The organism is Flavobacterium plantiphilum, assembly GCF_046000495.1.
GTDB classification, from domain to species: domain Bacteria; phylum Bacteroidota; class Bacteroidia; order Flavobacteriales; family Flavobacteriaceae; genus Flavobacterium; species Flavobacterium plantiphilum.
The window spans coordinates 69855-91758 of the sequence record NZ_JBELQA010000004.1; the positions used below are offsets into that span (position 1 = coordinate 69855).

General features: G+C 34.0%; 21 protein-coding genes. 10 read left to right on the forward strand and 11 right to left on the reverse strand.

Annotated elements, in window-relative coordinates; genetic code table 11:
- Positions 1-133: 133 nt before the first annotated feature.
- Positions 134-1012 (forward strand): PPK2 family polyphosphate kinase, encoded by an 879-nt coding sequence (locus tag ABS764_RS07930; protein ID WP_408081256.1) that lies wholly within the window; start codon positions 134-136, stop codon positions 1010-1012.
- Positions 1013-1072: 60 nt separating this feature from the next.
- Here ABS764_RS07930 and ABS764_RS07935 read toward each other — a convergent pair whose 3' ends face one another.
- Positions 1073-1615, reverse strand: a complete 543-nt coding sequence (locus tag ABS764_RS07935) for a hypothetical protein (protein WP_408081257.1) — start codon at positions 1613-1615, stop codon at positions 1073-1075.
- Positions 1616-1871: 256 nt separating this feature from the next.
- Between ABS764_RS07935 and ABS764_RS07940 the strand changes: the two genes are divergently transcribed.
- Positions 1872-3248, forward strand: coding sequence for an MATE family efflux transporter (locus ABS764_RS07940; protein WP_408081258.1), 1377 nt, complete (start codon positions 1872-1874; stop codon positions 3246-3248).
- A gap of 72 nt (positions 3249-3320) precedes the next feature.
- Positions 3321-3551, forward strand: a complete 231-nt coding sequence (locus ABS764_RS07945) for a hypothetical protein (RefSeq protein ID WP_073240840.1) — start codon at positions 3321-3323, stop codon at positions 3549-3551.
- On the opposite strand, the gene meaB is transcribed toward ABS764_RS07945, so the two are convergent.
- On the reverse strand, positions 3536-4627 hold the full coding sequence (gene meaB, locus ABS764_RS07950) for a methylmalonyl Co-A mutase-associated GTPase MeaB (protein ID WP_408081259.1): 1092 nt from the start codon (positions 4625-4627) through the stop codon (positions 3536-3538). The two genes, ABS764_RS07945 and meaB, sit on opposite strands and share 16 nt — an antisense overlap.
- A gap of 141 nt (positions 4628-4768) precedes the next feature.
- On the opposite strand from meaB, the gene ABS764_RS07955 reads away from it, so the two are divergent.
- Both ABS764_RS07955 and ABS764_RS07960 read left to right on the forward strand, forming a co-directional pair.
- Positions 4769-5680 (forward strand): AEC family transporter, encoded by a 912-nt coding sequence (locus tag ABS764_RS07955; RefSeq protein WP_408081260.1) that lies wholly within the window; start codon positions 4769-4771, stop codon positions 5678-5680.
- A gap of 98 nt (positions 5681-5778) precedes the next feature.
- The gene (locus ABS764_RS07960; RefSeq protein ID WP_408081261.1) at positions 5779-6417 is read left to right on the forward strand and encodes a peroxiredoxin; all 639 of its coding nucleotides are present in this window, start codon (positions 5779-5781) and stop codon (positions 6415-6417) included.
- Positions 6418-6642: 225 nt separating this feature from the next.
- Here ABS764_RS07960 and ABS764_RS07965 read toward each other — a convergent pair whose 3' ends face one another.
- From ABS764_RS07965 to ABS764_RS07995, 7 genes are all read right to left on the reverse strand, one after another.
- A complete protein-coding gene (locus ABS764_RS07965; RefSeq protein ID WP_408081262.1) occupies positions 6643-7086 on the reverse strand; it encodes a response regulator in 444 nt (147 codons plus the stop codon).
- Between the two features lie 71 nt (positions 7087-7157).
- On the reverse strand, positions 7158-7742 hold the full coding sequence (locus ABS764_RS07970; RefSeq protein WP_408081263.1) for a helix-turn-helix domain-containing protein: 585 nt from the start codon (positions 7740-7742) through the stop codon (positions 7158-7160).
- A 157-nt stretch (positions 7743-7899) separates the two neighbouring features.
- Entirely contained in the window at positions 7900-8481 is a 582-nt protein-coding gene (nudK, locus tag ABS764_RS07975) for a GDP-mannose pyrophosphatase NudK (protein WP_408081264.1), read from the reverse strand.
- A gap of 62 nt (positions 8482-8543) precedes the next feature.
- A complete protein-coding gene (locus tag ABS764_RS07980; protein WP_408081265.1) occupies positions 8544-9815 on the reverse strand; it encodes an adenylosuccinate synthase in 1272 nt (423 codons plus the stop codon).
- A 65-nt stretch (positions 9816-9880) separates the two neighbouring features.
- The gene (locus tag ABS764_RS07985; protein WP_408081266.1) at positions 9881-10378 is read right to left on the reverse strand and encodes a Fur family transcriptional regulator; all 498 of its coding nucleotides are present in this window, start codon (positions 10376-10378) and stop codon (positions 9881-9883) included.
- Between the two features lie 173 nt (positions 10379-10551).
- Positions 10552-12771: a RelA/SpoT family protein gene (locus tag ABS764_RS07990; protein WP_408081534.1), complete on the reverse strand. Its 2220-nt coding sequence runs from the start codon at positions 12769-12771 to the stop codon at positions 10552-10554.
- Between the two features lie 176 nt (positions 12772-12947).
- Positions 12948-13733 (reverse strand): TrmH family RNA methyltransferase, encoded by a 786-nt coding sequence (locus tag ABS764_RS07995; RefSeq protein ID WP_408081267.1) that lies wholly within the window; start codon positions 13731-13733, stop codon positions 12948-12950.
- A gap of 170 nt (positions 13734-13903) precedes the next feature.
- Here ABS764_RS07995 and ABS764_RS08000 point away from each other — a divergent pair, with 170 nt between their 5' ends.
- Complete coding sequence (locus tag ABS764_RS08000) at positions 13904-14509, forward strand: trimeric intracellular cation channel family protein (protein WP_408081268.1); 606 nt, start codon at positions 13904-13906, stop codon at positions 14507-14509.
- Between the two features lie 6 nt (positions 14510-14515).
- Here the strand turns inward: ABS764_RS08000 and ABS764_RS08005 are convergent, their stop codons facing one another.
- Entirely contained in the window at positions 14516-15199 is a 684-nt protein-coding gene (locus ABS764_RS08005) for a cell division ATP-binding protein FtsE (protein WP_408081269.1), read from the reverse strand.
- A 170-nt stretch (positions 15200-15369) separates the two neighbouring features.
- Between ABS764_RS08005 and ABS764_RS08010 the strand changes: the two genes are divergently transcribed.
- Complete coding sequence (locus ABS764_RS08010) at positions 15370-18384, forward strand: tetratricopeptide repeat protein (protein WP_408081535.1); 3015 nt, start codon at positions 15370-15372, stop codon at positions 18382-18384.
- A 79-nt stretch (positions 18385-18463) separates the two neighbouring features.
- A complete protein-coding gene (locus tag ABS764_RS08015; RefSeq protein ID WP_408081270.1) occupies positions 18464-20197 on the forward strand; it encodes a TonB-dependent receptor in 1734 nt (577 codons plus the stop codon).
- A gap of 132 nt (positions 20198-20329) precedes the next feature.
- Here ABS764_RS08015 and ABS764_RS08020 read toward each other — a convergent pair whose 3' ends face one another.
- Complete coding sequence (locus tag ABS764_RS08020) at positions 20330-20875, reverse strand: DUF2911 domain-containing protein (protein ID WP_408081271.1); 546 nt, start codon at positions 20873-20875, stop codon at positions 20330-20332.
- 183 nt (positions 20876-21058) lie between these two features.
- On the opposite strand from ABS764_RS08020, the gene ABS764_RS08025 reads away from it, so the two are divergent.
- Together ABS764_RS08025 and ABS764_RS08030 are read left to right on the forward strand one after the other, a co-directional pair.
- Positions 21059-21508 (forward strand): hypothetical protein, encoded by a 450-nt coding sequence (locus ABS764_RS08025; protein WP_408081272.1) that lies wholly within the window; start codon positions 21059-21061, stop codon positions 21506-21508.
- 138 nt (positions 21509-21646) lie between these two features.
- Positions 21647-21904 (forward strand): Asp-tRNA(Asn)/Glu-tRNA(Gln) amidotransferase subunit GatC, encoded by a 258-nt coding sequence (locus tag ABS764_RS08030; RefSeq protein WP_408081273.1) that lies wholly within the window; start codon positions 21647-21649, stop codon positions 21902-21904.

Here is a 21904-nt window from a genome sequence, read left to right on the forward strand (position 1 = left end):
TCCTTTAGCTCCTTTCTTTATGGAGCTAAAGATATAGTGAATAACCGGAAACAGCTTCTGATAAAGCTATTTAAAGGCTAAAATTATAGTATTTATTGCTTATATTTGAGAATATAATGATAAAATAGTACCTATGAAAGCCATAAATCCCGATGATTTTAAAGTAACAAGAGAAATTGATTTGTCTAAAATCCCGACTAATTTATTTAACGAAGCAAGTGATGATGTTAAAGAAGCTAAATTAGATGAGGTTCAGGCTAAACTGAGTGTTTTGCAGGATGTCATGTATGCGCATAACCGTTACGGGGTTTTAATTTGTCTTCAGGGTATGGATACTTCCGGCAAAGACAGTTTAATCAGGGAAGTTTTTAAAGAGTTTAATCCGCGTGGTGTGGTGGTGCATAGTTTTAAAACACCTAATTCTACTGAACTTGAACACGATTATTTATGGAGGCATTATCTGGCTTTGCCTGAAAAGGGAAAATTTGCCGTGTTTAACAGAACGCATTATGAGAATGTTTTAGTTACCAGAGTGCATCCTGAATATATCATGAATGAGAATTTACCCGGAATAGAAAGTGTAGATGATATTACTCCTGAGTTCTGGGAAAACAGAATGCAGCAGATTAGGAATTTTGAAGAACATCTGACTCAAAACGGAACTATTGTCTTAAAGTTTTATATGCATTTAAGCAAAGAAGAACAACGTAAAAGGCTGTTAAGACGCTTAGAAAAAGAAGAACATCACTGGAAATTTTCGCCCGGTGATTTAAAAGAAAGAGACCGCTGGCAAGATTATATGAAATATTATCAGGAAGCTATTAATAAAACCAGTACTGAAAAAGCACCCTGGTATGTAATTCCTGCTGATGATAAAGAAATGTCCCGTTATATTGTGGCAAAAACTATTTGGGAAGAAATGCAGAAATATACCGATATAAAAGAACCACAACTGGATGATAAGATTAAAATGAATTTTGCCATGTATAAAGAGCAACTGACAAAAGAATAAAAAAAACACCTGATAGCATTTAAGTGATCAGGTGTTTTTTGTTAGTTATCTTTTAAATTTTTATAATTTAAAACCATAAGCCAGTCTAAGCGCTACCTGACCAAAACCCTGTCCCGGAGTTCCATCGTTATTGATTGTTTTGAAATCAGAATAATGCTCGTAACGTGCAGAAATATCGATGTATTTAGTCGCATATCCAATTCCAGGAGCTAATAATAAAGAGGTTTGATTGTAATTATTCGCTACCGAAAAAGCAGCTCCGGCTTCTCCTGTTAGATAAAACTGGTCGTTCCAGATAAAGGCTTTTAAACCTGCTTTTACAGGAATAAAACCTAAGTCTTTTCCATCACTTTCGCTCACAAAGATGTGATTGTAACCAGTAGTTAAAGTGATTGAATACCTTTTAGTTAAATCATATTGCAGGCGGACATCACCTCCTACAGCAGCTTTATACGGATCTTCGGTGGCATAACCACCACTTAATCCAAAACCTAATCGGAAACCCTGATCGTATTTTGGTGTTTCCTGAGCTTTTGCGCCATTAAAAGTAAATAATGCCAGTGTAAATAAAATGGCAGCTGTAAATTTTTTTGTTGTTTTCATGATTCGAGGGGGTTTAATTATTTTTTCAATTTTATTTAAAACTACCCGTAATTAGGGCGGTTATAGAGCTTATAAACGAGAGTTGACTTTAAATGTTGTGCTGTTTTTTGCTTTTTTATATTTATAAAACGGGAACAATTGACTATCAATTAGCTAACGAATTTTTTTAACAGCATTTTTTTGTTGTATAAATATTAGGATTACACCTTGCAGTCGATTTACTTCTGCTTACCTTTGTCGCCTTAAAAAAATCAAAGTGACTCTAGCTACTTATACCAAAGAATTCTCCTATAATTTACATTTGGCTTATCCTATCATTTTAGGGATGATTGGGCATACTGTTGTTGGGATTGTAGATAATATTATGGTAGGGAAATTAGGACCGGCTGAACTGGCTGCAGTTTCATTAGCCAACAGTTTTGTTTTTATAGCCATGTCATTAGGAATAGGTTTTTCGACCGCTATTACACCTCTGGCTGCCGAGGCCGATGGAGAACAGAACATTGAAAAAGGCAGAAGCGTGTTTCATCATGGTTTGTATTTATGTACTTTCTTAGGTTTTTTTCTTTTTGTACTGGTATTTTTTGCTAAACAATTGATTGTTTTTATGGGACAACCTGCTAATGTAGTAGAACTTTCTCAGCCTTATCTTGATATTGTAGCATTTTCTTTAGTACCATTGATAGTTTTTCAGGGGTATAAACAATTTGCAGATGGGATGAGTGAAACCAAATATTCCATGTGGGCAACTATTTTAGGGAATGTGGTGAATGTGGTTTTGAATTACATTTTCATTTACGGAGTCTGGATTTTTCCTGAATTAGGCATTGTGGGGGCCGCTATTGGAACTATTGTTTCCCGTTTTGTAATGTTGGGATATATGCATTACAAGATGAAAAAAAACGTTAAGTTTCATCCTTTTTTTGAGGGATTTTCGTTTAAAAATATTCAGCGCGAAATTAATCTGAAAATCATTCGGTTAGGTGCTCCTTCATCGATGCAAATGTTTTTTGAAGTAGGTTTGTTTACTGCCGCAGTCTGGCTTTCCGGCCGTTTAGGAATAGCGTATCAGGCAGCTAATCAGATTGCGTTGAGTCTGGCTTCATTTACTTTTATGTTTGCGATGGGATTAAGTGTTGCTGCTACTATAAGAGTAGGGAATCAAAAAGGTTTAGGTGATTATAAAAAAATGAAAATTGTCGCTTTTTCTATCTTTTTACTAGCAGTTTTATTAGAAATTTTCTTTGCACTGTTTTTTGTTTTATTTCATAAACAAATGCCGGTTTTATTTGTAGATATGAATAATACTGCTGATTTTGCAGCCAATACTGAAGTAATAACCATAGCTGCTCAATTACTGCTAATTGCAGCTGTTTTCCAAATTTCAGATGGGATTCAGGCGGTAGTTTTAGGTGCTTTGCGAGGTTTGCAGGATGCTAAAGTTCCAATGTATATAACTTTTGTAGCATACTGGGTTGTGGGATTTCCGGTTTCCATCTATATGGGGTTTTATACCGGTTTAAAAGCAGTCGGAATCTGGATTGGACTTTTGGCAGGATTAACTATGGCAGCTTTATTTTTGTATATTCGCTTTATCAGATTAACGAAACGCTTAATCTTCGAGCAACATTAGAAACACAAAATTATTGTCGTTTTTAAAATAAAAAAAAAAGACAACTCAAAAAATAATCAAATTAATTACAGCATGGAATTACCTAAATTTTTACTTGGCGACAACACTGATTTTCCTGATGATATTTTTATTATTCATTTAGATTATCCCAGATTTATTATTAATCTGAAAGATGATGAAGTAGAATTTATGGAAGAAGCTGAAGATCTTGATGAAGCTGAATTAAATGCCGAAATGGAAGGCTTAATAGAGCAGGCCAATGCTTTTTATGACAGGGAAATGGAGCGTTACGAGCAAGACTGATCTTTGGAATTAAAATAAGTTTCAATTAACAACTGGGCGGCTGCAAAAGGTGAAGATTCATTATTTTGCACCGCTTTTTTAGTTTTTTCTAATAGGTTTTGAATTTCAGTATTTCCGTAAAAATTTTGTTTTAGTTGCTCATTAATGGTTTCTAACAGCCAGAATTCATTTTGTTCCGCTCTTTTTTTATCAAAATAAGTATTGCTTTTTGTCAGTTCGATATAGTCTGTAATTATTTGCTGTATTTCTGTTATGCCCTGATGATTTTTAGCACTACAACTTGATACAATGGGAGTCCATCCTGATTTTTTAGGAGGGAAAAAATGCAGAGCACGATTCAGTTCGGCTTTTGCTTGTTCGGTTTTGGCGATGTTGTCACCATCTGATTTGTTAATTACAATTGCATCTGCAATTTCGATAACTCCTCTTTTTATACCTTGTAATTCGTCACCGGCTCCTGCAATTTGTAGCAATAAGAAAAAATCGACCATGCTGTGAACGGCAATCTCGTTTTGACCTACACCTACAGTTTCAATTATAATAACATCAAAACCTGCTGCTTCACAGAGTATGATAGTTTCTCTTGTTTTTCGAGCTACTCCGCCCAGTGTGTCGCCTGACGCTGACGGTCTGATATACGTATTAGGATCTTTGGATAATTCGTCCATTCGGGTTTTATCACCCAGAATACTCCCGTGGGAAATACTGCTGGTTGGATCAATTGTTAAAACGGCTGTTTTTTTACCCAGACTGCTTAGGTGTTTACCAAAAGCTTCGATGAATGTACTTTTTCCTGCTCCGGGAACACCTGTAATGCCTATTCGGACAGATTGGTTCGCATAAGGGAGGCAGGTATTAATAATCGAATTAGCTTTAGCAAAATGATTTTTATTATTGCTTTCGATTAGAGTAATAGCTCTGCTCAGTGCACTAATTTCTCCTGATAAAATCCCGGAAATAAGTACTTCGATACTGGGTTGGGAATTGCGTACCTGTTGAATTTTTTTCAACACAGCAGCATTAAAAATTTCAGGATTGTCCTGATTGTCTTTTGGATTGAGCTTATCTTTTTTCAAAATACAGAATGCTTTTTGTAAAAATAATACATTCAGACTAAACTTTGCTGTCTGTTGTTAATACAATGAAATCTTACCCGAGATGTTATATTCCACATATGTTTATGATACTAGCAAATTAGTAAATATCTTTGCAGCATTATGATTAATATTATTCTGATTTTTGTCTATTTACTGGCAGGTGTTGCGCTTCAGCGTGTTAAATTGTTTCCCTCTGATAGTTATAAGCTGATCAATAAATTTGTTGTTTACTGCTGTCTTCCGGCTTTAGCGCTGTATTATATCCCAAAAGTTCGCTGGGATAATGAATTGCTTTATCTCATTGGTGTTACCTGGATTGGATTTACCATAGCTTTCTTTTTATTTCGTTTTTTAGGAAAAAAATATGGCTGGTCTAAAAAATTAACAGGTTGTCTGATTATAACTGCAGGTTTGGGAAATACTTCCTTTTTAGGATATCCTATAGTAAATGCCCTGTATGGTTCCGAAGGATTAAAAATGGCTATTTTGGTCGATCAGCCGGGAACATTTGTAGTGCTTTCTACGATTGCCGTAGTGGTGGCAACATTGTATTCTAAAGAAGCAGCAAGCGGAGTTAAAATTGCTCAGAAAGTTTTGCTGTTTCCTCCTTTTATCTGCTTTTTAGTGGCTGTTTTTGCTAATGTTCTGGATTTAGATTTTCATGATTATCTCCAGTTGGCTTTTCAGAAATTAGGAAGTCTGCTCACACCATTAGCCATGATTTCTGTTGGGTTGCAATTGCATTTTGACAGCCGGAGCAAGCATTGGAAATTTCTGTGGATTGGATTAGCATATAAGTTGCTAATTACACCAGCCATACTGTTTTTACTTTATGTTGTTATCCTGAAACAAAGTTCCTTAATGATTCAGGTAGCTATTATCGAAGCCGCCATGGCACCCATGATTATGGCGAGTATTCTGGCTACTTCTCATGGTTTAAAACCACGATTGAGCAGTATGATGATTGGTTTTGGGATTCCTGTTTCGTTTGTTACACTGGCGTTTTGGTATTTCATTTTACATTACATTTAAAAAAGATTCGGACTCTCTTTAACAAATATTTAAATGCAATCCATCGGCTATCGCTATTTTTTTGATTAACTTTATTCGAATTTAAAAACAGATATACAATGGCAACAATACGTTTAGGAGATACAGCTCCGGATTTTACAGCAGAAACTACTCAGGGAACCATACATTTTCACGAATGGCTGGGCGATTCATGGGGTGTTTTATTTTCTCATCCTTCTGATTTTACACCCGTTTGTACTACCGAATTAGGAACAGTAGCCAATTATTTTCCTGAATTTCAAAAAAGAAACACCAAGGTTATTGCATTAAGTGTTGATGGATTAGAGTCGCATGTAAACTGGATTAAAGACATTGAGGAAACTCAAAATACTACCTTACAGTATCCTATCATAGCCGATGAAAATAAAGAAATAGCTAATTTGTATGATATGATTCATCCAAATGCTAATGATACTTTTACCGTTCGCTCTGTATTTGTAATCGGAGCAGATAAAAAGATTAAATTAATTTTGACTTATCCGGCTTCAACAGGAAGAAACTTTGACGAAATTTTACGTGTTATCGACAGTTTGCAATTAACAGCTAATTACAGTGTGGCCACTCCGGCAAACTGGAAAGACGGTCAGGATGTTGTAATATCACCATCAATTAAAGATGAAGATATCCCCGCGAAATTCCCAAAAGGCTTCAACAGAATAAAATATTATTTAAGAATGACTCCGCAGCCTAATAAATAATTTTACATTTTTATTGCATAAAAAAGGAGAATACAATTTTATTTGTGTTCTCCTTTTCTTTTGCATGACCTTATTAAAAAAAAATAGTAAAAAATATTTTTTTCAATAAGGCCGGGCTGTACGCTGTATCTTTTATGTATTAAAGAAATACATAAAAGGATGCCGCTTCCATCCCTCATGCGGGTTAGTGGCTATTTGATAATTTGGTGTAAAAGGTTTAATATTTTATTTAATTAACAAAAAATTCTCTATATCAACCTTATGATTATTCCAGTTTATTTTAATCACGTTTTGAATCATTTTCATCAAATCATTGAAATTATAAGGTTTGACAGCATAAAAGTTGGCACCAAGATTAAGACTTAATTCAATATCTGATTTATCAGAACTGGTAGAATAAATAACTACCGGAAAGTGTTTAATAGCGGGTTCATTACGTATTTCTTCCAAAATCTGAAACCCGGATTTTTTTGGCATATTTAAGTCTAAAAATACGACTCCGTTTTCAGGTTTTTGCTCTTTAATATTAGTAACAAGATTGTCACCGTTTTTATGGATATGAAGCTGGACGAGTAAGTTGCAAGTATTACTAACGCTTTCTACCGCATCATTAAAAAACATTAAATCATCCTCGTCGTCGTCAGCATAAAAGATACTTATTTTACTCATATTTTTTTATAATTTTAATAGGTAAAGATATCTTATAAAAATTCACTTTTTTCCTTATAATTTTATAAATTTTATTGGTTTTTCTTTTTTAAGTCTTCATTTAACTCCTGAATAGCTTTTCTTCTTTTCTCTTTTAAGTTCTTAAAATGAGTAGGACTATAACCTGTAACTTTTTTAAATTGAGTTGAAAATGCCGAAAGACTGCTAAAATTAAGTTTGCTGGCTATTTCTGAAAAATTGTATTCTTCGAATAAAATCATTTCTTTCGCTTTCTCCATTTTTAATAAGTTGGTATAATGGATAATTGTAGATGAAGTTACTTCAGAAAAAGCATTTGACAAATAATTGTAATCCAAATCCAGTTTTTCAGTTAAAAAATCGGATAGATTAACTTTTACCGGTTTGTCAATATTGATGTATTCCTGACAATAGTTTTTGATTTTTTCTATTAAAACTCCACCCTTGCTTTCAATAATTTCAAGGCCTACTTTCTTTATGATAGCATTCAGTTTTTTCTTTTTCTCGGCAGTAATTTCTTCTTTGATAACAGCTTCCCCAAGTTCTATTTTTACAGGATTTAAGTTTAATTCTTCTAGTGCTTCTTTGACTACCACCTTGCAGCTTTCGCAGGCCATGTTTTTAATATAAATTTTCATCAGGATGATTTAACTAAATAGTTTCTGGATTTTTTGTAAATATATACTTTTTCCAAATAAAAAAAATCAGCTATTCTGCGTTAAAATACTAAATGTAATTACTTATTTGTATGGTGTTTTTTAGGATGTTGATTTACAAATGTATATGATAATTGGGTTAAAATTCCAGATTGATTTTAGCATATTGCAGTAACATAATAGTTTTTGCGTCTTGTATTTCTCCTGTTGCTATTTTATCGTAAGCTTCCTCAAAAGACATTTCAATAACTTCAATATTTTCCTGTTCATGCTCTAGTCCGCCACCTTCGCTTACTTTCATAGAGGCATCATATTCGCCAATAAATAAATATAAAATTTCAGTTATAGCGCCAGGAGACATGTAGGTTTCCATGATTTTTTTGACTTTAGAAATGCGGTAGCCCGTTTCTTCTTCCGTTTCCCGTATGATGCATTGTTCAGGCTCGTCCTCATCTAATAATCCGGCACAAACTTCAACCATCATTCCGTTTTTATTTCCATTTAAGTAGGTGGGTAAACGAAATTGACGTGTTAAAATAATAGTCTTATTTGCAGTATTGTAGAGTAATATAGCAGCTCCGTTGCCCCGGTCATACACTTCTCGTTGTTGTGTAATGACACTATTATCCGGTTTTTTATAATCAAAAGTTACTTTGTTTAAAATGTACCAGTTGTCAGATAATAATTTGGTTTCTTTGATGCTTATTTTTGGGTCGTTCATTTGTTATTTGCGATTTGATTTAATGTATAAAAAAACGCCCCGAATTTCAGGGCGTTAATTTTTTATTTTAGAATAGTTTGTTTTCTGTCCGGACCAACAGAAACAATTTTGATAGGCACTTCAAGTTCTTTTTCAATAAACTCAATATATTCTTTTAATTCTACTGGTAATTCCTCATAAGTAGTCATTCCTGTTAAATCTTGTTTCCATCCTTTAAATTCTTTGTAAACAGGAGAAACATTTTCTTCTTCTACATTGTAAGGGAAATGAGCAATGTTTTTTCCTTTATAATTGTATTCTGTACATACTTTCAGAGTATCAAAACCGGAAAGTACATCACCTTTCATCATCATCAGTTGTGTCACTCCGTTAACCTGAACAGCATATTTCAAGGCTACCAAGTCTAACCATCCGCAACGTCTCGCTCTTCCGGTAACAGAACCAAATTCGTTACCAACTTTAGCCATTGTCGCACCTGTTTCGTCAAAAAGTTCCGTTGGAAAAGGACCGCTACCTACACGAGTGGTGTATGCTTTAAAAATTCCGTAGACTTCTTTAATTTTATTAGGAGCAATTCCTAAACCTGTACAGGCTCCGGCTGCTGTAGTATTAGAAGAAGTCACAAAAGGATAAGTCCCGAAATCAACATCTAATAAAGAACCCTGAGCTCCTTCACATAAAATAGATTTACCTGCTTTTTGAGCCTGATACATGTATTCTTCACTATCTATGAAATCTAATTTTTTAATTTCTTCGATAGATTCAAAAAATTCAGCTTCTAATTCCGGTAAGTTATATTCTAATTCTACACCATAAAAAGCAATCATAGCCTCATGTTTGTCAGCAAGAGCACGGTATCTTTCTTTAAAATCTTCTAATTCAATGTCTCCTACACGTAAACCGTTTCTGCCGGTTTTATCCATGTAAGTTGGTCCGATTCCTTTAAGAGTAGAACCAATTTTAGCTTTTCCTTTAGAAGCTTCAGAGGCTGCGTCTAATAAACGGTGTGTAGGTAAAATTAAATGTGCTTTTCTGGAAATGATTAATTTCTTTTTGATATCAATGTTAAATTTTGCTAATCCTTCAATTTCTTTCTGAAATACAACAGGATCAATTACAACACCGTTTCCAATAATATTTACCGCTGATTTATGGAAAATTCCGGAAGGAATGGTTCTCAATACATGTTTTATTCCGTCAAATTCTAAAGTGTGTCCGGCATTAGGACCTCCCTGAAAACGAGCAATAATATCATAATTTGAGGTAAGAACGTCAACAATTTTTCCTTTTCCTTCATCTCCCCATTGTAATCCTAGTAATAAATCTACGGTCATTTTTAATTTATTTATTTTCGTTAATTCGTTTTGGCTGTAATAGTGAGTTACCGCCTTTTTTAAAACTAAATGTTTTCGTTATTAGTATTTTCTTCTTGTTCCTCTGTTTTAGCTGTCTTTTTTATTCCATAAAAATACAGGGAATGATTGATGATTTCCACATCAAAAATTTCTTCAATGGTTTTTTTTATGGTCTGTATTCTTGGATCACAAAACTCAATTACCTCACCAGAATCGGTCATGATAATATGATCATGCTGTTTATCGAAGTAAGATTTTTCATAATGAGCTTGGTTTTGTCCAAATTGATGTTTACGAACCAGACCACAGTCTAAAAGTAATTCTATAGTATTATACAGCGTTGCTCTGCTCACACGATAGTTTTTATTTTTCATTTTGATATAGAGGTTTTCAATATCAAAATGTTCTTCACTTTCATAGATTTCCTGAAGTATGGAGTAACGTTCAGGCGTTTTTCTATGCCCGTTTTTTTCAAGATACATTGTAAAAACATTTTTTACAATTTCCTGATTTTTGTTGTTATTTGTGGAAATGAGTGTCATATTCGGCAAAGATAAATTTTTATTTTAATAGTTTTCAAGTTTAAGTACTTATAAGAGAATAATTTTGTTTTTTTATAAAGTTAAACAATAATTTTGTATTCTCCTTAAGTCTGAAAAGCTTTTCAAAAATCGGAAAAAAGGATGTGAAATAATGTTAAATCATTCAAAAATTATTAATTCTTGTAAACCCTTGTCACGCGGTCAATCCCGTCAATTTTTTTTATGTTTTCAATTAGTTTTTTCAGAATAGTAATGTTTTGAACAATAACAGTTAATTGTCCTTTAAACAATCCGGCATCTCCACTCAGCGAAATACTCTGAATATTGACGTTCATGTTGTTCGAAATTACTTTTGTGAGCTCATTAGTAAGACCAATGGTATCCATTCCGGTAATATTAAGAATAGCTTTGAATTCCTGTTGCGAAGAATCAATCCATTTGGCAGGCATGATTCGGTAAGCATAATTGGATTGTAGAGAGATAGCATTAGGACAGTCTTTTTTATGCACTTTTATCCCTTCGTTTATCGTAACAAAGCCAAAAACCTGATCCCCTGGAATCGGATTACAGCAAGTAGAGAGTTTATAATCTAATTTGTCTTGTTCCTTTCCAAAAACCAACATGTCATAATTGCTGTTTAGAACAGGTTTATGAATATCAGCATCGGCAGTATTTCCACTGCGTTTTATTTTGTTTTTAAAGAAATTAATTAAGGTATTGCTTTTTTGTGCTGCAAAATCTTTCAATTGTTGGTTATCAATAGTTCCGATTCCAACACGGTAAAATAAATCCAGACTGGTTTTAAGGTGGAAAAAGTTAACTAACTCGTTGATGACAGTTTCGTTTAACGTAACCTTAAGGTGTTTTAATTTACGTGTCAGTACTTCTTTTCCGTCTTCAGCAATTTTTTTGGTGTTTTCGTTGAGAACGTTTCTGATTTTATTTTTGGCTCTGGAAGTGGTTACATAATCAAACCAGTTTGCTGTTGGTTTCTGGTTTGGAGATGTGATTATTTCTACCTGATCCCCGCTTTTTAATTCATAGTTTAAAGGAACTAGTTTTCCGTTAACTCTTGTTCCACGGGTTTTAATTCCAATTTCGGAGTGGATACTAAAAGCAAAATCAAGTGATGTGGCACCTTTAGGTAAGGATTTAATATCCCCTTTTGGTGTAAATACATAGATTTCTTTTGAATACAGGTTCATTTTGAAATCTTCAACAAAGTCGATAGCATTTGTTTCTGAATTTTCTAATGCTTCTCTCAATAAGTTTAACCAGACATCCAGACCACCTTCTTCTGAATCTCCATTTTTGTATTTATAATGCGCTGCATATCCTTTTTCAGCGATTTCATCCATACGTTCACTGCGAACCTGAATTTCTACCCAGCGTCCTTTAGGCCCCATTACAGTAATATGCAATGCTTCATAACCGGTAGATTTAGGAGAGGAAATCCAGTCTCTTAAACGACTTGGACTGGGTCTGTAATGGTCTGTAACGATAGAATAAATTTTCCAGGCGATAAATTTTTCATCATGTGGATCTGATTTATAGACAATCCTCAGCGCAAATTTATCGTAAACTTCGTCAAAAGTTACGTTTTGAGCCTTCATCTTTCTGCGAATCGAATAGATGGATTTTGGGCGGCCTTTGATGATGTAATCAATGTCTTCAGCGTCTAAAGAGGCTTTTAATACGTCAGAAATGTCTTTTATATAAGCATCTTGTTGCTCTTTGGTTTCTTTTATTTTGCTGACAATATCATTGTAAACTGCCGGTTCAGTGTATTTTAATCCTAAATCTTCCAGTTTTGTTTTAATGTTGTATAGTCCTAAACGATGCGCTAATGGTGCATAAATATAAAGTGTTTCCGAAGCAATCTTAACCTGTTTGTGGTCAATCATCGAATCCATAGTTTGCATATTGTGCAATCTGTCGGCAATTTTAATAAGAATCACTCTTACGTCATCATACAAAGTCAATAACATTTTCCGAAAATTTTCGGCCTGCATAGACACATTCATGTCTTTTTGTACAATAGATATTTTGGTTAAACCCTCTACAAGTTGTGCTACTTTCGGGTTGAACATTCGTTCAATATCTTTTACTGTAGTTGGAGTGTCTTCCACCACATCATGCAATAAAGCGGCGGCAATTGAGGTTGCTCCAAGACCAATTTCCGAAGCAACAATTTTAGCCACAGCAATAGGATGAAAAATATAGGCTTCACCCGATTTTCTTCTTTGGTCTTTATGCGCTTCAACTGCAACATCAAATGCTTTTCGTATAAGTTTTTTATCTTCTGTGGTTAAGGTTTGGTAACTGATACGAAGCAATTCTTTATATTCCTGAGCAATTGCTTTATTTTCTTTTTCGATATCTATTTCGGTCATACTTGCAGGGTTCATTTTCTAAAAATAATCATAAGTTAGCATATATGCAAGAGTTGGGAATGTAGATTGTAGATTTCTGATTTTAGATATTAAATTTTAAAAAACGTCAGGTTTTTAAAGAATAAAATCGAATTTATAACTATTTAATCTGCAATATAATATCTGAAATCTAAATTTTAAAATCCTCTTTGCCTTTTTGCTTCAAATATTAAAATGGCCGCAGCAACCGAAACATTCATGCTGTCAATTTCGCCTTGCATTGGGATGATAATATTTTGTGTGGCAGCATCACGCCATTCCTGTGTTAGGCCGGTGGCTTCAGTTCCTACTATCAGAGCTGTTGGATTTGTAAAGTCCTGAGTGTGATAGCTGGTTGAATTTTGTAAAGTGGCACAATAGAAATTGATGTTTTTTTCTTTTAAAAAAGCAATAATTTCAGCAGTACTTGCAGTGGCAATCTGATTGGTGAACAAACAGCCTACACTGGAACGAACAATATTTGGGTTGTATAAATCACTTTTTGGGTTAGCAATAATTACAGCGTCCAGATTAGCGGCATCGGCAGTCCTTAAAAGTGCTCCGATGTTTCCTGGTTTTTCCGGAGCTTCAGCGACTAAGATTAACGGGTTTTCAGAAAGTTTTAGATCTGAAAGTTCTAAAGATTTGGATTTGGCTACAGCCAAAACACCATCAGTGGTATCACGATAGCTCAGTTTTTGAAAAACCTCTTTATTGATTTCAATTAATCCGGCGTCCGGAGCTAGTTTTTTAGCTTCTGTCTGGCTGCAGATTTCGGGATAGAATAAAATAGTTTCAATTTCATATTTCCCTTTTACTGCCAATGAAATTTCACGTATCCCTTCAATCAAAAACGTCGCTGTTTGTCTCCTGTTTTTGGCTTTTTCCTGTAATAATACCAAAGATTTAATAAAAGGATTCTGAATGGATGTTATTTGTTTCAAGAGGCGCAGGGTTTAAAATTAAATTCACAGCAAAGATACACAGACAATGATTGTTTTGTAAAACTGTATTTAAATTTTTATTTCATTTCAGATAGAATAATAAAGTTTGGGTGATGTAAGTGAGTTGTTTTTCTTTAATTTGCTGTAAGTCATTAATTAAATCATCAGCTATGATTAGTTTTTTAGAAATTGTGGGTACGATGGCTTTTGCTATGTCCGGGGTTTTGACAGCCATGGAGAAAAAGTTAGATCCTTTTGGTGTTTTTATTATTGCTTTTGTAACCGCAGTGGGCGGAGGGACCTTGCGTGATGTTTTAATAGGACGGACTCCGGTGGGCTGGATGATGGATTTGGAGTATGTTTATATGATTATTACCGGATTTATACTGGCAGTGGTTTTTCGGAAGAAATTTGATAGATTGAGAACTTCTTTGTTTCTTTTTGATACTATTGGTCTGGGGGTTTATACTTTAACGGGATTGAGAAAAGGAATTGAGATAGGTTTACATCCTATTATTTGCATTGCTCTGGGGACAATCACCGCATGTTTTGGCGGTGTTATCCGTGATATTTTATGCAATGAAATTCCCGTAATCTTCCGTAAAGAGATTTATGCAACTATTTGTATTCTTGGCGGAATTCTGTTTTTTATACTCAAAGCCTTTCAGCTGAATGATGAGATTATTTATATAACAACAGTATCTGTCATTATTAGTATCCGATTGATGGCAGTGAAATACAAATGGCATTTGCCTGCTTTGGAAAGTGATAAATAGTGTTTGTTAAACGGTTCTCTGAACGACTTCAAAAATTTTAGAGTCTTCGCATTTTAGTGTTTTTGAAGGGAATTTCATTAGCAAAGCATAGTCGTGAGTGGCCATGATAATTGTTTTTCCATTTCCGTTTATTTTTTTCAAAACATCTAAAACTTCCACACTGGTCTGAGGATCTAAGTTTCCTGTAGGCTCGTCAGCAAGGATAAGTTCAGGGTCATTAAGCAATGCTCTGGCAATGGCTACACGTTGTTGTTCTCCACCGGAAATTTGGTGAGGCATTTTTTGTGCATAGTTTTTCATTCCAACTTTGTCCAGCACTTCTTCAATTTTTCGTTCCATTTCGTTTTGATCTGCCCAGCCTGTAGCTCTGAGAACAAAAAGCATGTTATCCTGAATAGAACGATCCGGTAACAATTTGAAATCCTGAAAAACAATTCCTATTTTACGTCTTAAAAACGGAATGTCATTCTCTTTTAAGGTTTCTAAATCAAAGTCTACAATATGCCCGGTTCCTTCTGTTAATGGTAAATCGGCATACAGCGTTTTCATAAAACTACTTTTTCCGGAACCTGTTTTTCCAATAATATACAGAAATTCTCCACGATTAACTTCCAGATTAACATTCGATAAAACTACTTTGTCTTCCTGGTAAATGGTTGCATTTTTTAATGATAATATGGCTTGGGACATAATTTTATTTTGTTTATGGTGTAAAAGTAATTATCAATTATGAAATGGCAATATCAAAATATTAGTTTTTTGTGTTCTGTTAAAATATTTGTTCATAATAAAACGAATTAATCCCTCGTTATAAATCTTAGAATATGATATATTTGGGATATTAAAAAAAATAAATGAAAATGCGTAAACTCTCGTGGCTCTTTTTTTTATTGGTTTTTGTTAAAACCAATATGCTTTTAGCACAGGAATCAATAATATATACCAATAATTTAAAGGATTACAGCAGGGCAGTGGCCTTGTTTAAGGATAATCAATACGCTTCGGCTCAGTATCTTTTTGAAAAAGTAAAGGACAAAACTCAAAATGAAGAGATGAAGTCGGATTGTGCTTATTATGATGCCAGTTGTGCGGTACGTTTAGGACATCCAAATGCCGATGTGCTGATGGAATCATTTCTGGAAAATTACCCTACGAGTTCCAAGAGTAATCAGGCATATACTGAAGTAGCTCATTTTTATTTCAATCAGGGAAATTATAATGAGGCTTTAAGATGGTTTGAAAAAACAGATGAAAATCAGTTAAGTGCTAAAGATAAGGATCGTTTTAATTTCCAAAAAGGATACAGTTTTTTTAGTTCCAATAATAAAAAAGAAGCTACAACTTACTTCAATAAAGTATTACAATCAGATGTTTATGGACCTCAGGCCAAATATTATCTGGGTTTTATGGCATATGAAGGCGATAATTATCAGGAAGCCAATAAATATTTTGATGCTGTTGCCGGAGATGAAAAATATGCTGAAAAGTTATCCTATTATCAGGCTGACATGAATTTTAAATCGGGGAATTTTGAAAAAGCCATTGAACTTGGACAAAAAGCGATGGGGAAATCCAATGCTGCTGAAAAGTCAGAACTGAATAAAATTATTGGTGAGAGTTATTTTAATTTAAAGAAATACAAGGAGTCTATTCCTTATTTAGTGGCTTATAAAGGAAAAAAAGGAAGATGGAATAATACCGATTATTACCAGTTAGGGTATGCGTATTACAAACAAAATGATTTTGAAAATGCTATCGCACAATTCAATAAAATTATTGGAGGAAAAGACGGAGTGGCGCAAAATGCTTATTATCATTTAGGTGAAAGTTATCTTAAACTAAATAAAAAACAAGAAGCACTGAATGCTTTCAAAAATGCTTCCGAAATGCCATTTGAAGCAGCAATTCAGGAAGATGCGTATTTAAATTATGCTAAATTAAGCTATGAATTAGGGAATTCTTATCAAAGTGTACCATCTATTCTGTTAGGTTTTATCAATAAATATCCCAACAGTTCCAGCCGTCCGGTGGTAGAAAAGTTATTGATTGACTCTTATATCTCTTCTAAAAATTACAAAGAAGCCTTAGTTTTATTGGAAAAAAATAAAAGCCCTGAAAATAAACTGGCTTACCAAAAAGTGACGTTCTACAGAGGTTTAGAATTATATACCGATAGAAATTATACGCAGGCTTTGCAAATGTTCCAAAAATCTTTAGGAAATGCAATGGATGCTGAGTTTACTGCCAGAGCTACTTTCTGGAAAGGAGAAACAGAATATGTATTGAATGATTACAATAAAGCATTGTTGAGTTTCAAACAATTTGCAGGAATTTCAGCAGCTAGTACAACTCCTGAGTATAAAAACAGCAATTATAATGTAGCGTATGCTTATTTTAAATTAAAAGAATACGATTCGGCCGGAGATGCTTTTCAGAAATTTATTGATAAAGCAAAAGATGATAAAACCAGATTGACAGATGCTTATTTGCGATTAGCAGATTGCCGTTTTGTGACTTCTAAATACTGGCCGGCAATGGATGCTTATAATAAAGTAATCGAATTAAAAAGTGTAGATGCTGATTATGCGCATTATCAAAAAGCCCTTTGTTATGGTTTTGTTGCCAGAAATGACAGAAAAATTGAAGATTTGAATGCTTTTATTCAAAATTATCCTAAATCGGCTTACCGTGATGATGCCATGTTTGAACTGGCGAATACCTATGTGGCGGGTGATAAGCAAGATCAGGCATTAAAAACTTATGACAGGTTAATCAGTGAATATAAAAATAGTGCTTTTACAGCCAGAGCGATTTTGCGTCAGGGATTGGTTTATTATAATTCAGACAGGAGTACGGATGCTTTAGTGAAATTTAAAAAAGTAGCTGCCGAATATCCTAAAACTTCCGAAGCTTTAGAAGCAGTTGCTACCGCAAGATTAATTTATGTTGATGGTGGGAAAGTGGACGAATATGCCAACTGGGTAAGAACCTTGGATTTTGTCGAAGTTACTGATGCTGATCTGGATAATGATACGTATGAATCGGCAATGAAACAATTTGAACAAAATAATACAGCTCAGGCAATTTCCGGATTCAGAGCTTATATTTCAAGTTTTCCAAATGGTATTCATGCTTTGAAAGCTAATTTTAATTTGGCGCAGGCTTATTATGCAGAAGGTCAAAAAGACAAAGCTTTACCTAATTATGAGTATGTAATTAATCAGCCTCGAAATGAATTTACAGAGCAATCCTTAACAAGAGCTGGTCAGATTTTATTAGATTCAGCAGATAAACAAAAAGCAACTCCGGTATTAATTCGTTTAGAAAATGAAGCTGATTTGTCCCAGAATAAAGTTTTCGCACAATCCAATCTGATGAAATTGTATTATGAGAACAAAGACTATTCTAACGCAGTGGTTTATGCAGATAAAGTTTTGAGTAATCCAAAAACAGATGATAATGTTAAAAGTGATGCCCAAATAATCATTGCACGTTCGGCTATGCAAACAGGCGATGAGGCTAAAGCGAAAGCTGCTTATGCAAAAGTGATGCCGATTGCCAAAGGAGAATTGGCAGCTGAAGCATTGTATTATGATGCTTATTTTAAAAACAAGGAAGCTAAATTTGAGGCTTCAAATACTTCAGTTCAAAAACTGGCAAAGAGCTACTCCGCTTATCGTTTGTATGGAGCTAAAGGATTGATTTTAATGGCTAAAAACTTTTACGGATTAAAAGACAGTTTTCAGGCTACCTATATTCTGGATAGTGTAATTAAGAATTTTGCCGATTTCCCGGATGTAGTTTCGGAAGCGCAAACAGAGTTAAGCCGAATCAAATCAGAAGAGTCTAAAACAAATTCTTCGATAGGTAATTAATTAAAAAAGTTGTCACACTGAGCTCAGCCTTTCCTGAGTTTATCGAAGGATCGAAGTACTTCACATTAAAAAATAAAATATGAAATTCAATTTCCAAAATAAAATAACAATAGGTCTGTTTCTAATGATTTTACAAGTTTCTTTTGCTCAAAAGAAAGAGAAAAGTATTGGTTCAGAAGAAGTAAATATTGTAAAACCGTATACCCCAACAATATCTGATGCTTCCAAGGTTCAGGAATCAGTTGTACTTGATGATGACGGAAATGCAAAAAAAGAAACCATCAATTATTCTATTTTTTCTTTTCCTGTTGCCTCCACTTTTGCACCTGCTAAAGGAAAAGCAGAAGGTGTTGACAAAGAAGCTAAAGAAAAGTTTTACAATAATTATGCTACTTTAGGATATGGAAACTATGGTAATCTTAATGCCGAATTATTTATCAATCAGGAATTAAATAACAACAATTATGTGGGGGGAATGTTTCGTCATTTTTCTTCACAGGGCGGGATAAACGATGTTCAATTAGACGATTGGTTTTACAACACTGCTTTAGATTTGACGTATGGAGCTAACCTGGATAATATGTCCTGGAATCTTGATTTAGGTTATCACAATCAAGTATACAACTGGTACGGTTTACCTATGGATTTTGATAGCTCATTATTAGATGATATTGATTCAAAACATACTTATAATGGTATTTCTTTAGGAGGTAAACTGGAATTTAATGAAGGTTTTTTAAAAGAAGCAGCTATGAAGTTTAGTCATTTTTCGGATAATTTTGATTCATCGGAAAACCGTTTTTTTGTAAAACCTTCATTGCGGTTTGATGTGGGAAACCAATTTGTGAAAACTGATATTACAGTGGATTATGTGGGAGGATCATTCGATAAAAATTACCTGAATACCAATACAGCAGCAATCAAGTATGGCTTTACTAATTTAGGTATTTCGCCTAGTTTTGTAATTCAGGAAAACGGATGGGATGTGAAATTAGGAGCTTCCTTGTTTTACAGTATGGATAATGAAGGGAATGACAGTCAGTTCTTGATTTATCCAAATATTAATGTTTCTTATCCGGTTGTAGAGGATTTAATGATTTTTTATGCTGGTGCCGAAGGGGGATTAGAGCAAAACTCTTATATGGAATTTGTCAACGAAAATCCTTTTTTGTCGCCTACTCTGGCTATTATGCCAACAGACAGACAGTATGATATTTTTGCAGGTTTGAAAGGAAAATTAGCTTCAAGCGTAAGTTATAATCTGCGTGGTTCTTATACCAATGAAAGAAATAAGGCTTTATACAGAGCTAATGATTATACTGAAAATGCTGCTAATGAAGATTATGCTTTCGGGAATTCCTTTCAGGTAGTGTATGATGATGTTCGTACTTTTCGTTTTTCAGGTGATTTAAAAGCAGATTTTTCAGAAAATGTAAGTTTTTCTATTGGTGGAGCTTTTAACAGTTATAAAAACAGTAATGAGCAGGAAGCCTGGAATTTGCCGGCTGTTGAGGTAAACTCGTCAATCGATTTTAATATCACGCCTAAATGGTTTGCCGGTGCAAAAGTATTTTATGTAGGAGAAAGAAAAGATATGCAAACAAATTTATCGGATGCATTAATGGTGACTTCTCCAACAAAAATAGGAAGCTATTTTGATTTGAATTCGCATGTAGGTTATAAATATAATTCTCAGTTAACGGCATTTGTAAAACTGAATAATATGAATGGGAAATCTTATCAAAAATGGATGAACTACCCGGTTCAGGGTTTTCAGGTATTAGTAGGAGCTAATTTTAAATTTGATTTCTAGGTTTTTTACTTAATCTCAAAGTTTAAAAAAAGGCAATAAGTTCACAAAGATTTTAATTTGTGAACTTATTACCTTTTTTTGAAACTAGCTGTTGGCTACTGCTAACTTAGCGTTCTCTGCGGTTAAAAGATATTATTCTGTAAAAGGAATTGCAATACGAGTTTTATCCCATCCAATGTTTAGCACCATACCTTTATCAGCTGGAGTAAATACCATCGAAAGCGCTTCAAGAGATTCTTCTGCTTGTGTAACAGGAACACTCAAACGGGCAAGATCGTTTTCGGCTTTATAGTTGTAAGCTCCCCACACATTCGTGCTTCTGTTGATAATAACGGTGTAATTATCTTTTCCCGGAATAGTGTACAAGGAATAAGTTCCTGAATTGATTCTGGTAGAGCCTAGTTTGAAATCTCTGTAAAAAGTAATTTCTGTGGCTTCATTAGCACCGGTTCTCCATACTTTTCCTTCAGGAGCAAGTTCGCTTAAAGAACGCCCCTTGAGTTGCGGACGGCTGTAAACTACTTTAGCCATTTTAGTTGGGATTTTATTATCTGCCGGATATAAAGCTAAATCCATTGGACTTTTATCTAAACCGGGAAATTTTTGAGCTTGTACCTCAGTAGCTAATAGCAATAGCAAACCAAAAGCAAGTGCGGAAATAAATTTTAATTTTTTCATAATAATTTTAAAATAAAAGATTAGTAATGATTCTTTTACGAAGTTAAATAAAAAAAATGTCTAATCATTAAGAATTCTGCCAGTGATAAAATAATCCGCTTTTGTAATAATAAATTAAATTTACTTTTGTTCCCTTCAAAAAAGCAACATCTTTGTAATCTAAGAAACGAGTACTTCAATAAAATGACTTTTAAACAAAAAATACATCAGTATTATTCCCGACTGGTAGAAGACAGGATTGATGCTTTTAGGGATATGATTGCAGCTTTGACTGAGGATTCTAAAAACGATGCCAAAGGTTCGGCAGGTGATAAACACGAAACGGCTTTGTCGATGATGCATTTGGAACAGGAAAAATTCAATACAAAGTTGCGAGAAGTGCTAGAACAAAAAGCAGTTTTGGATAAAATAAATCCAGAAATTAGTGCAAAATCCATCACTTTAGGAAGTTTGGTAAAAGCCAATGGGATTTATTTGTATGTGTCTTTGGCTCTTCCAAAAATAAATATTGAAGGAATAAATGTAATTGCGTTATCGCCACAATCGCCATTAGGAAATAAACTAATGGGGAATTCCGTGGGTTTTACTTTTGAGATTAATGGAACAAAGTATTTGATTGAGAGTGTGGAATAGATTCTGTGATTTAGAACAAACTGTGCTTCTTGTACTCTCGAATTCATTTAAAAAAATCGAATTCCCTAAAAAAAACTTTCGTAAATTCGCGATCTTAAAAGTTTGACTTTAAAACCTAACAAAATTATGAGTAAAATAATGACAGTCGACATTTTGTCGAGTATTAAAGGAGCACAGCCTTCCGAGAGCGTGAACCAATTATTTGATGTGATTAAAAATGCAGTTCCAACAAATAATAATTCCTTGAATAATGTCAATCATAATTGTGTGTCTGTAAGTGATTTAAGGGAAGATGTTGTGATAGAGAGTTCGGAAATAGAAAAACAACTCATCTTAGAAAATTTCCCAAACAAGAAAAATGGATTTTTAGTGGTTGCTAAAGTTATAGAAGGATAA

What these genes read in the sequence shown, in the direction of transcription:
- ABS764_RS07985 (WP_408081266.1), bottom strand. Translation starts at nt 10,378, where the DNA reads ATGACACTCATTTCCACAAATAACAACAAAAATCAGGAAATTGTAAAA.
- ABS764_RS08020 (WP_408081271.1), bottom strand. Translation starts at nt 20,875, where the DNA reads ATGAAAAAATTAAAATTTATTTCCGCACTTGCTTTTGGTTTGCTATTG.
- ABS764_RS07960 (WP_408081261.1), top strand. Translation starts at nt 5,779, where the DNA reads ATGGCAACAATACGTTTAGGAGATACAGCTCCGGATTTTACAGCAGAA.
- ABS764_RS08025 (WP_408081272.1), top strand. Translation starts at nt 21,059, where the DNA reads ATGACTTTTAAACAAAAAATACATCAGTATTATTCCCGACTGGTAGAA.
- ABS764_RS07935 (WP_408081257.1), bottom strand. Translation starts at nt 1,615, where the DNA reads ATGAAAACAACAAAAAAATTTACAGCTGCCATTTTATTTACACTGGCA.
- ABS764_RS07970 (WP_408081263.1), bottom strand. Translation starts at nt 7,742, where the DNA reads ATGAAAATTTATATTAAAAACATGGCCTGCGAAAGCTGCAAGGTGGTA.
- ABS764_RS07965 (WP_408081262.1), bottom strand. Translation starts at nt 7,086, where the DNA reads ATGAGTAAAATAAGTATCTTTTATGCTGACGACGACGAGGATGATTTA.
- nudK (WP_408081264.1), bottom strand. Translation starts at nt 8,481, where the DNA reads ATGAACGACCCAAAAATAAGCATCAAAGAAACCAAATTATTATCTGAC.
- ABS764_RS07955 (WP_408081260.1), top strand. Translation starts at nt 4,769, where the DNA reads ATGATTAATATTATTCTGATTTTTGTCTATTTACTGGCAGGTGTTGCG.
- ABS764_RS08010 (WP_408081535.1), top strand. Translation starts at nt 15,370, where the DNA reads ATGCGTAAACTCTCGTGGCTCTTTTTTTTATTGGTTTTTGTTAAAACC.
- ABS764_RS07945 (WP_073240840.1), top strand. Translation starts at nt 3,321, where the DNA reads ATGGAATTACCTAAATTTTTACTTGGCGACAACACTGATTTTCCTGAT.
- ABS764_RS08030 (WP_408081273.1), top strand. Translation starts at nt 21,647, where the DNA reads ATGACAGTCGACATTTTGTCGAGTATTAAAGGAGCACAGCCTTCCGAG.
- ABS764_RS07930 (WP_408081256.1), top strand. Translation starts at nt 134, where the DNA reads ATGAAAGCCATAAATCCCGATGATTTTAAAGTAACAAGAGAAATTGAT.
- ABS764_RS08000 (WP_408081268.1), top strand. Translation starts at nt 13,904, where the DNA reads ATGATTAGTTTTTTAGAAATTGTGGGTACGATGGCTTTTGCTATGTCC.
- ABS764_RS08005 (WP_408081269.1), bottom strand. Translation starts at nt 15,199, where the DNA reads ATGTCCCAAGCCATATTATCATTAAAAAATGCAACCATTTACCAGGAA.
- ABS764_RS07980 (WP_408081265.1), bottom strand. Translation starts at nt 9,815, where the DNA reads ATGACCGTAGATTTATTACTAGGATTACAATGGGGAGATGAAGGAAAA.
- ABS764_RS07990 (WP_408081534.1), bottom strand. Translation starts at nt 12,771, where the DNA reads ATGACCGAAATAGATATCGAAAAAGAAAATAAAGCAATTGCTCAGGAA.
- ABS764_RS08015 (WP_408081270.1), top strand. Translation starts at nt 18,464, where the DNA reads ATGAAATTCAATTTCCAAAATAAAATAACAATAGGTCTGTTTCTAATG.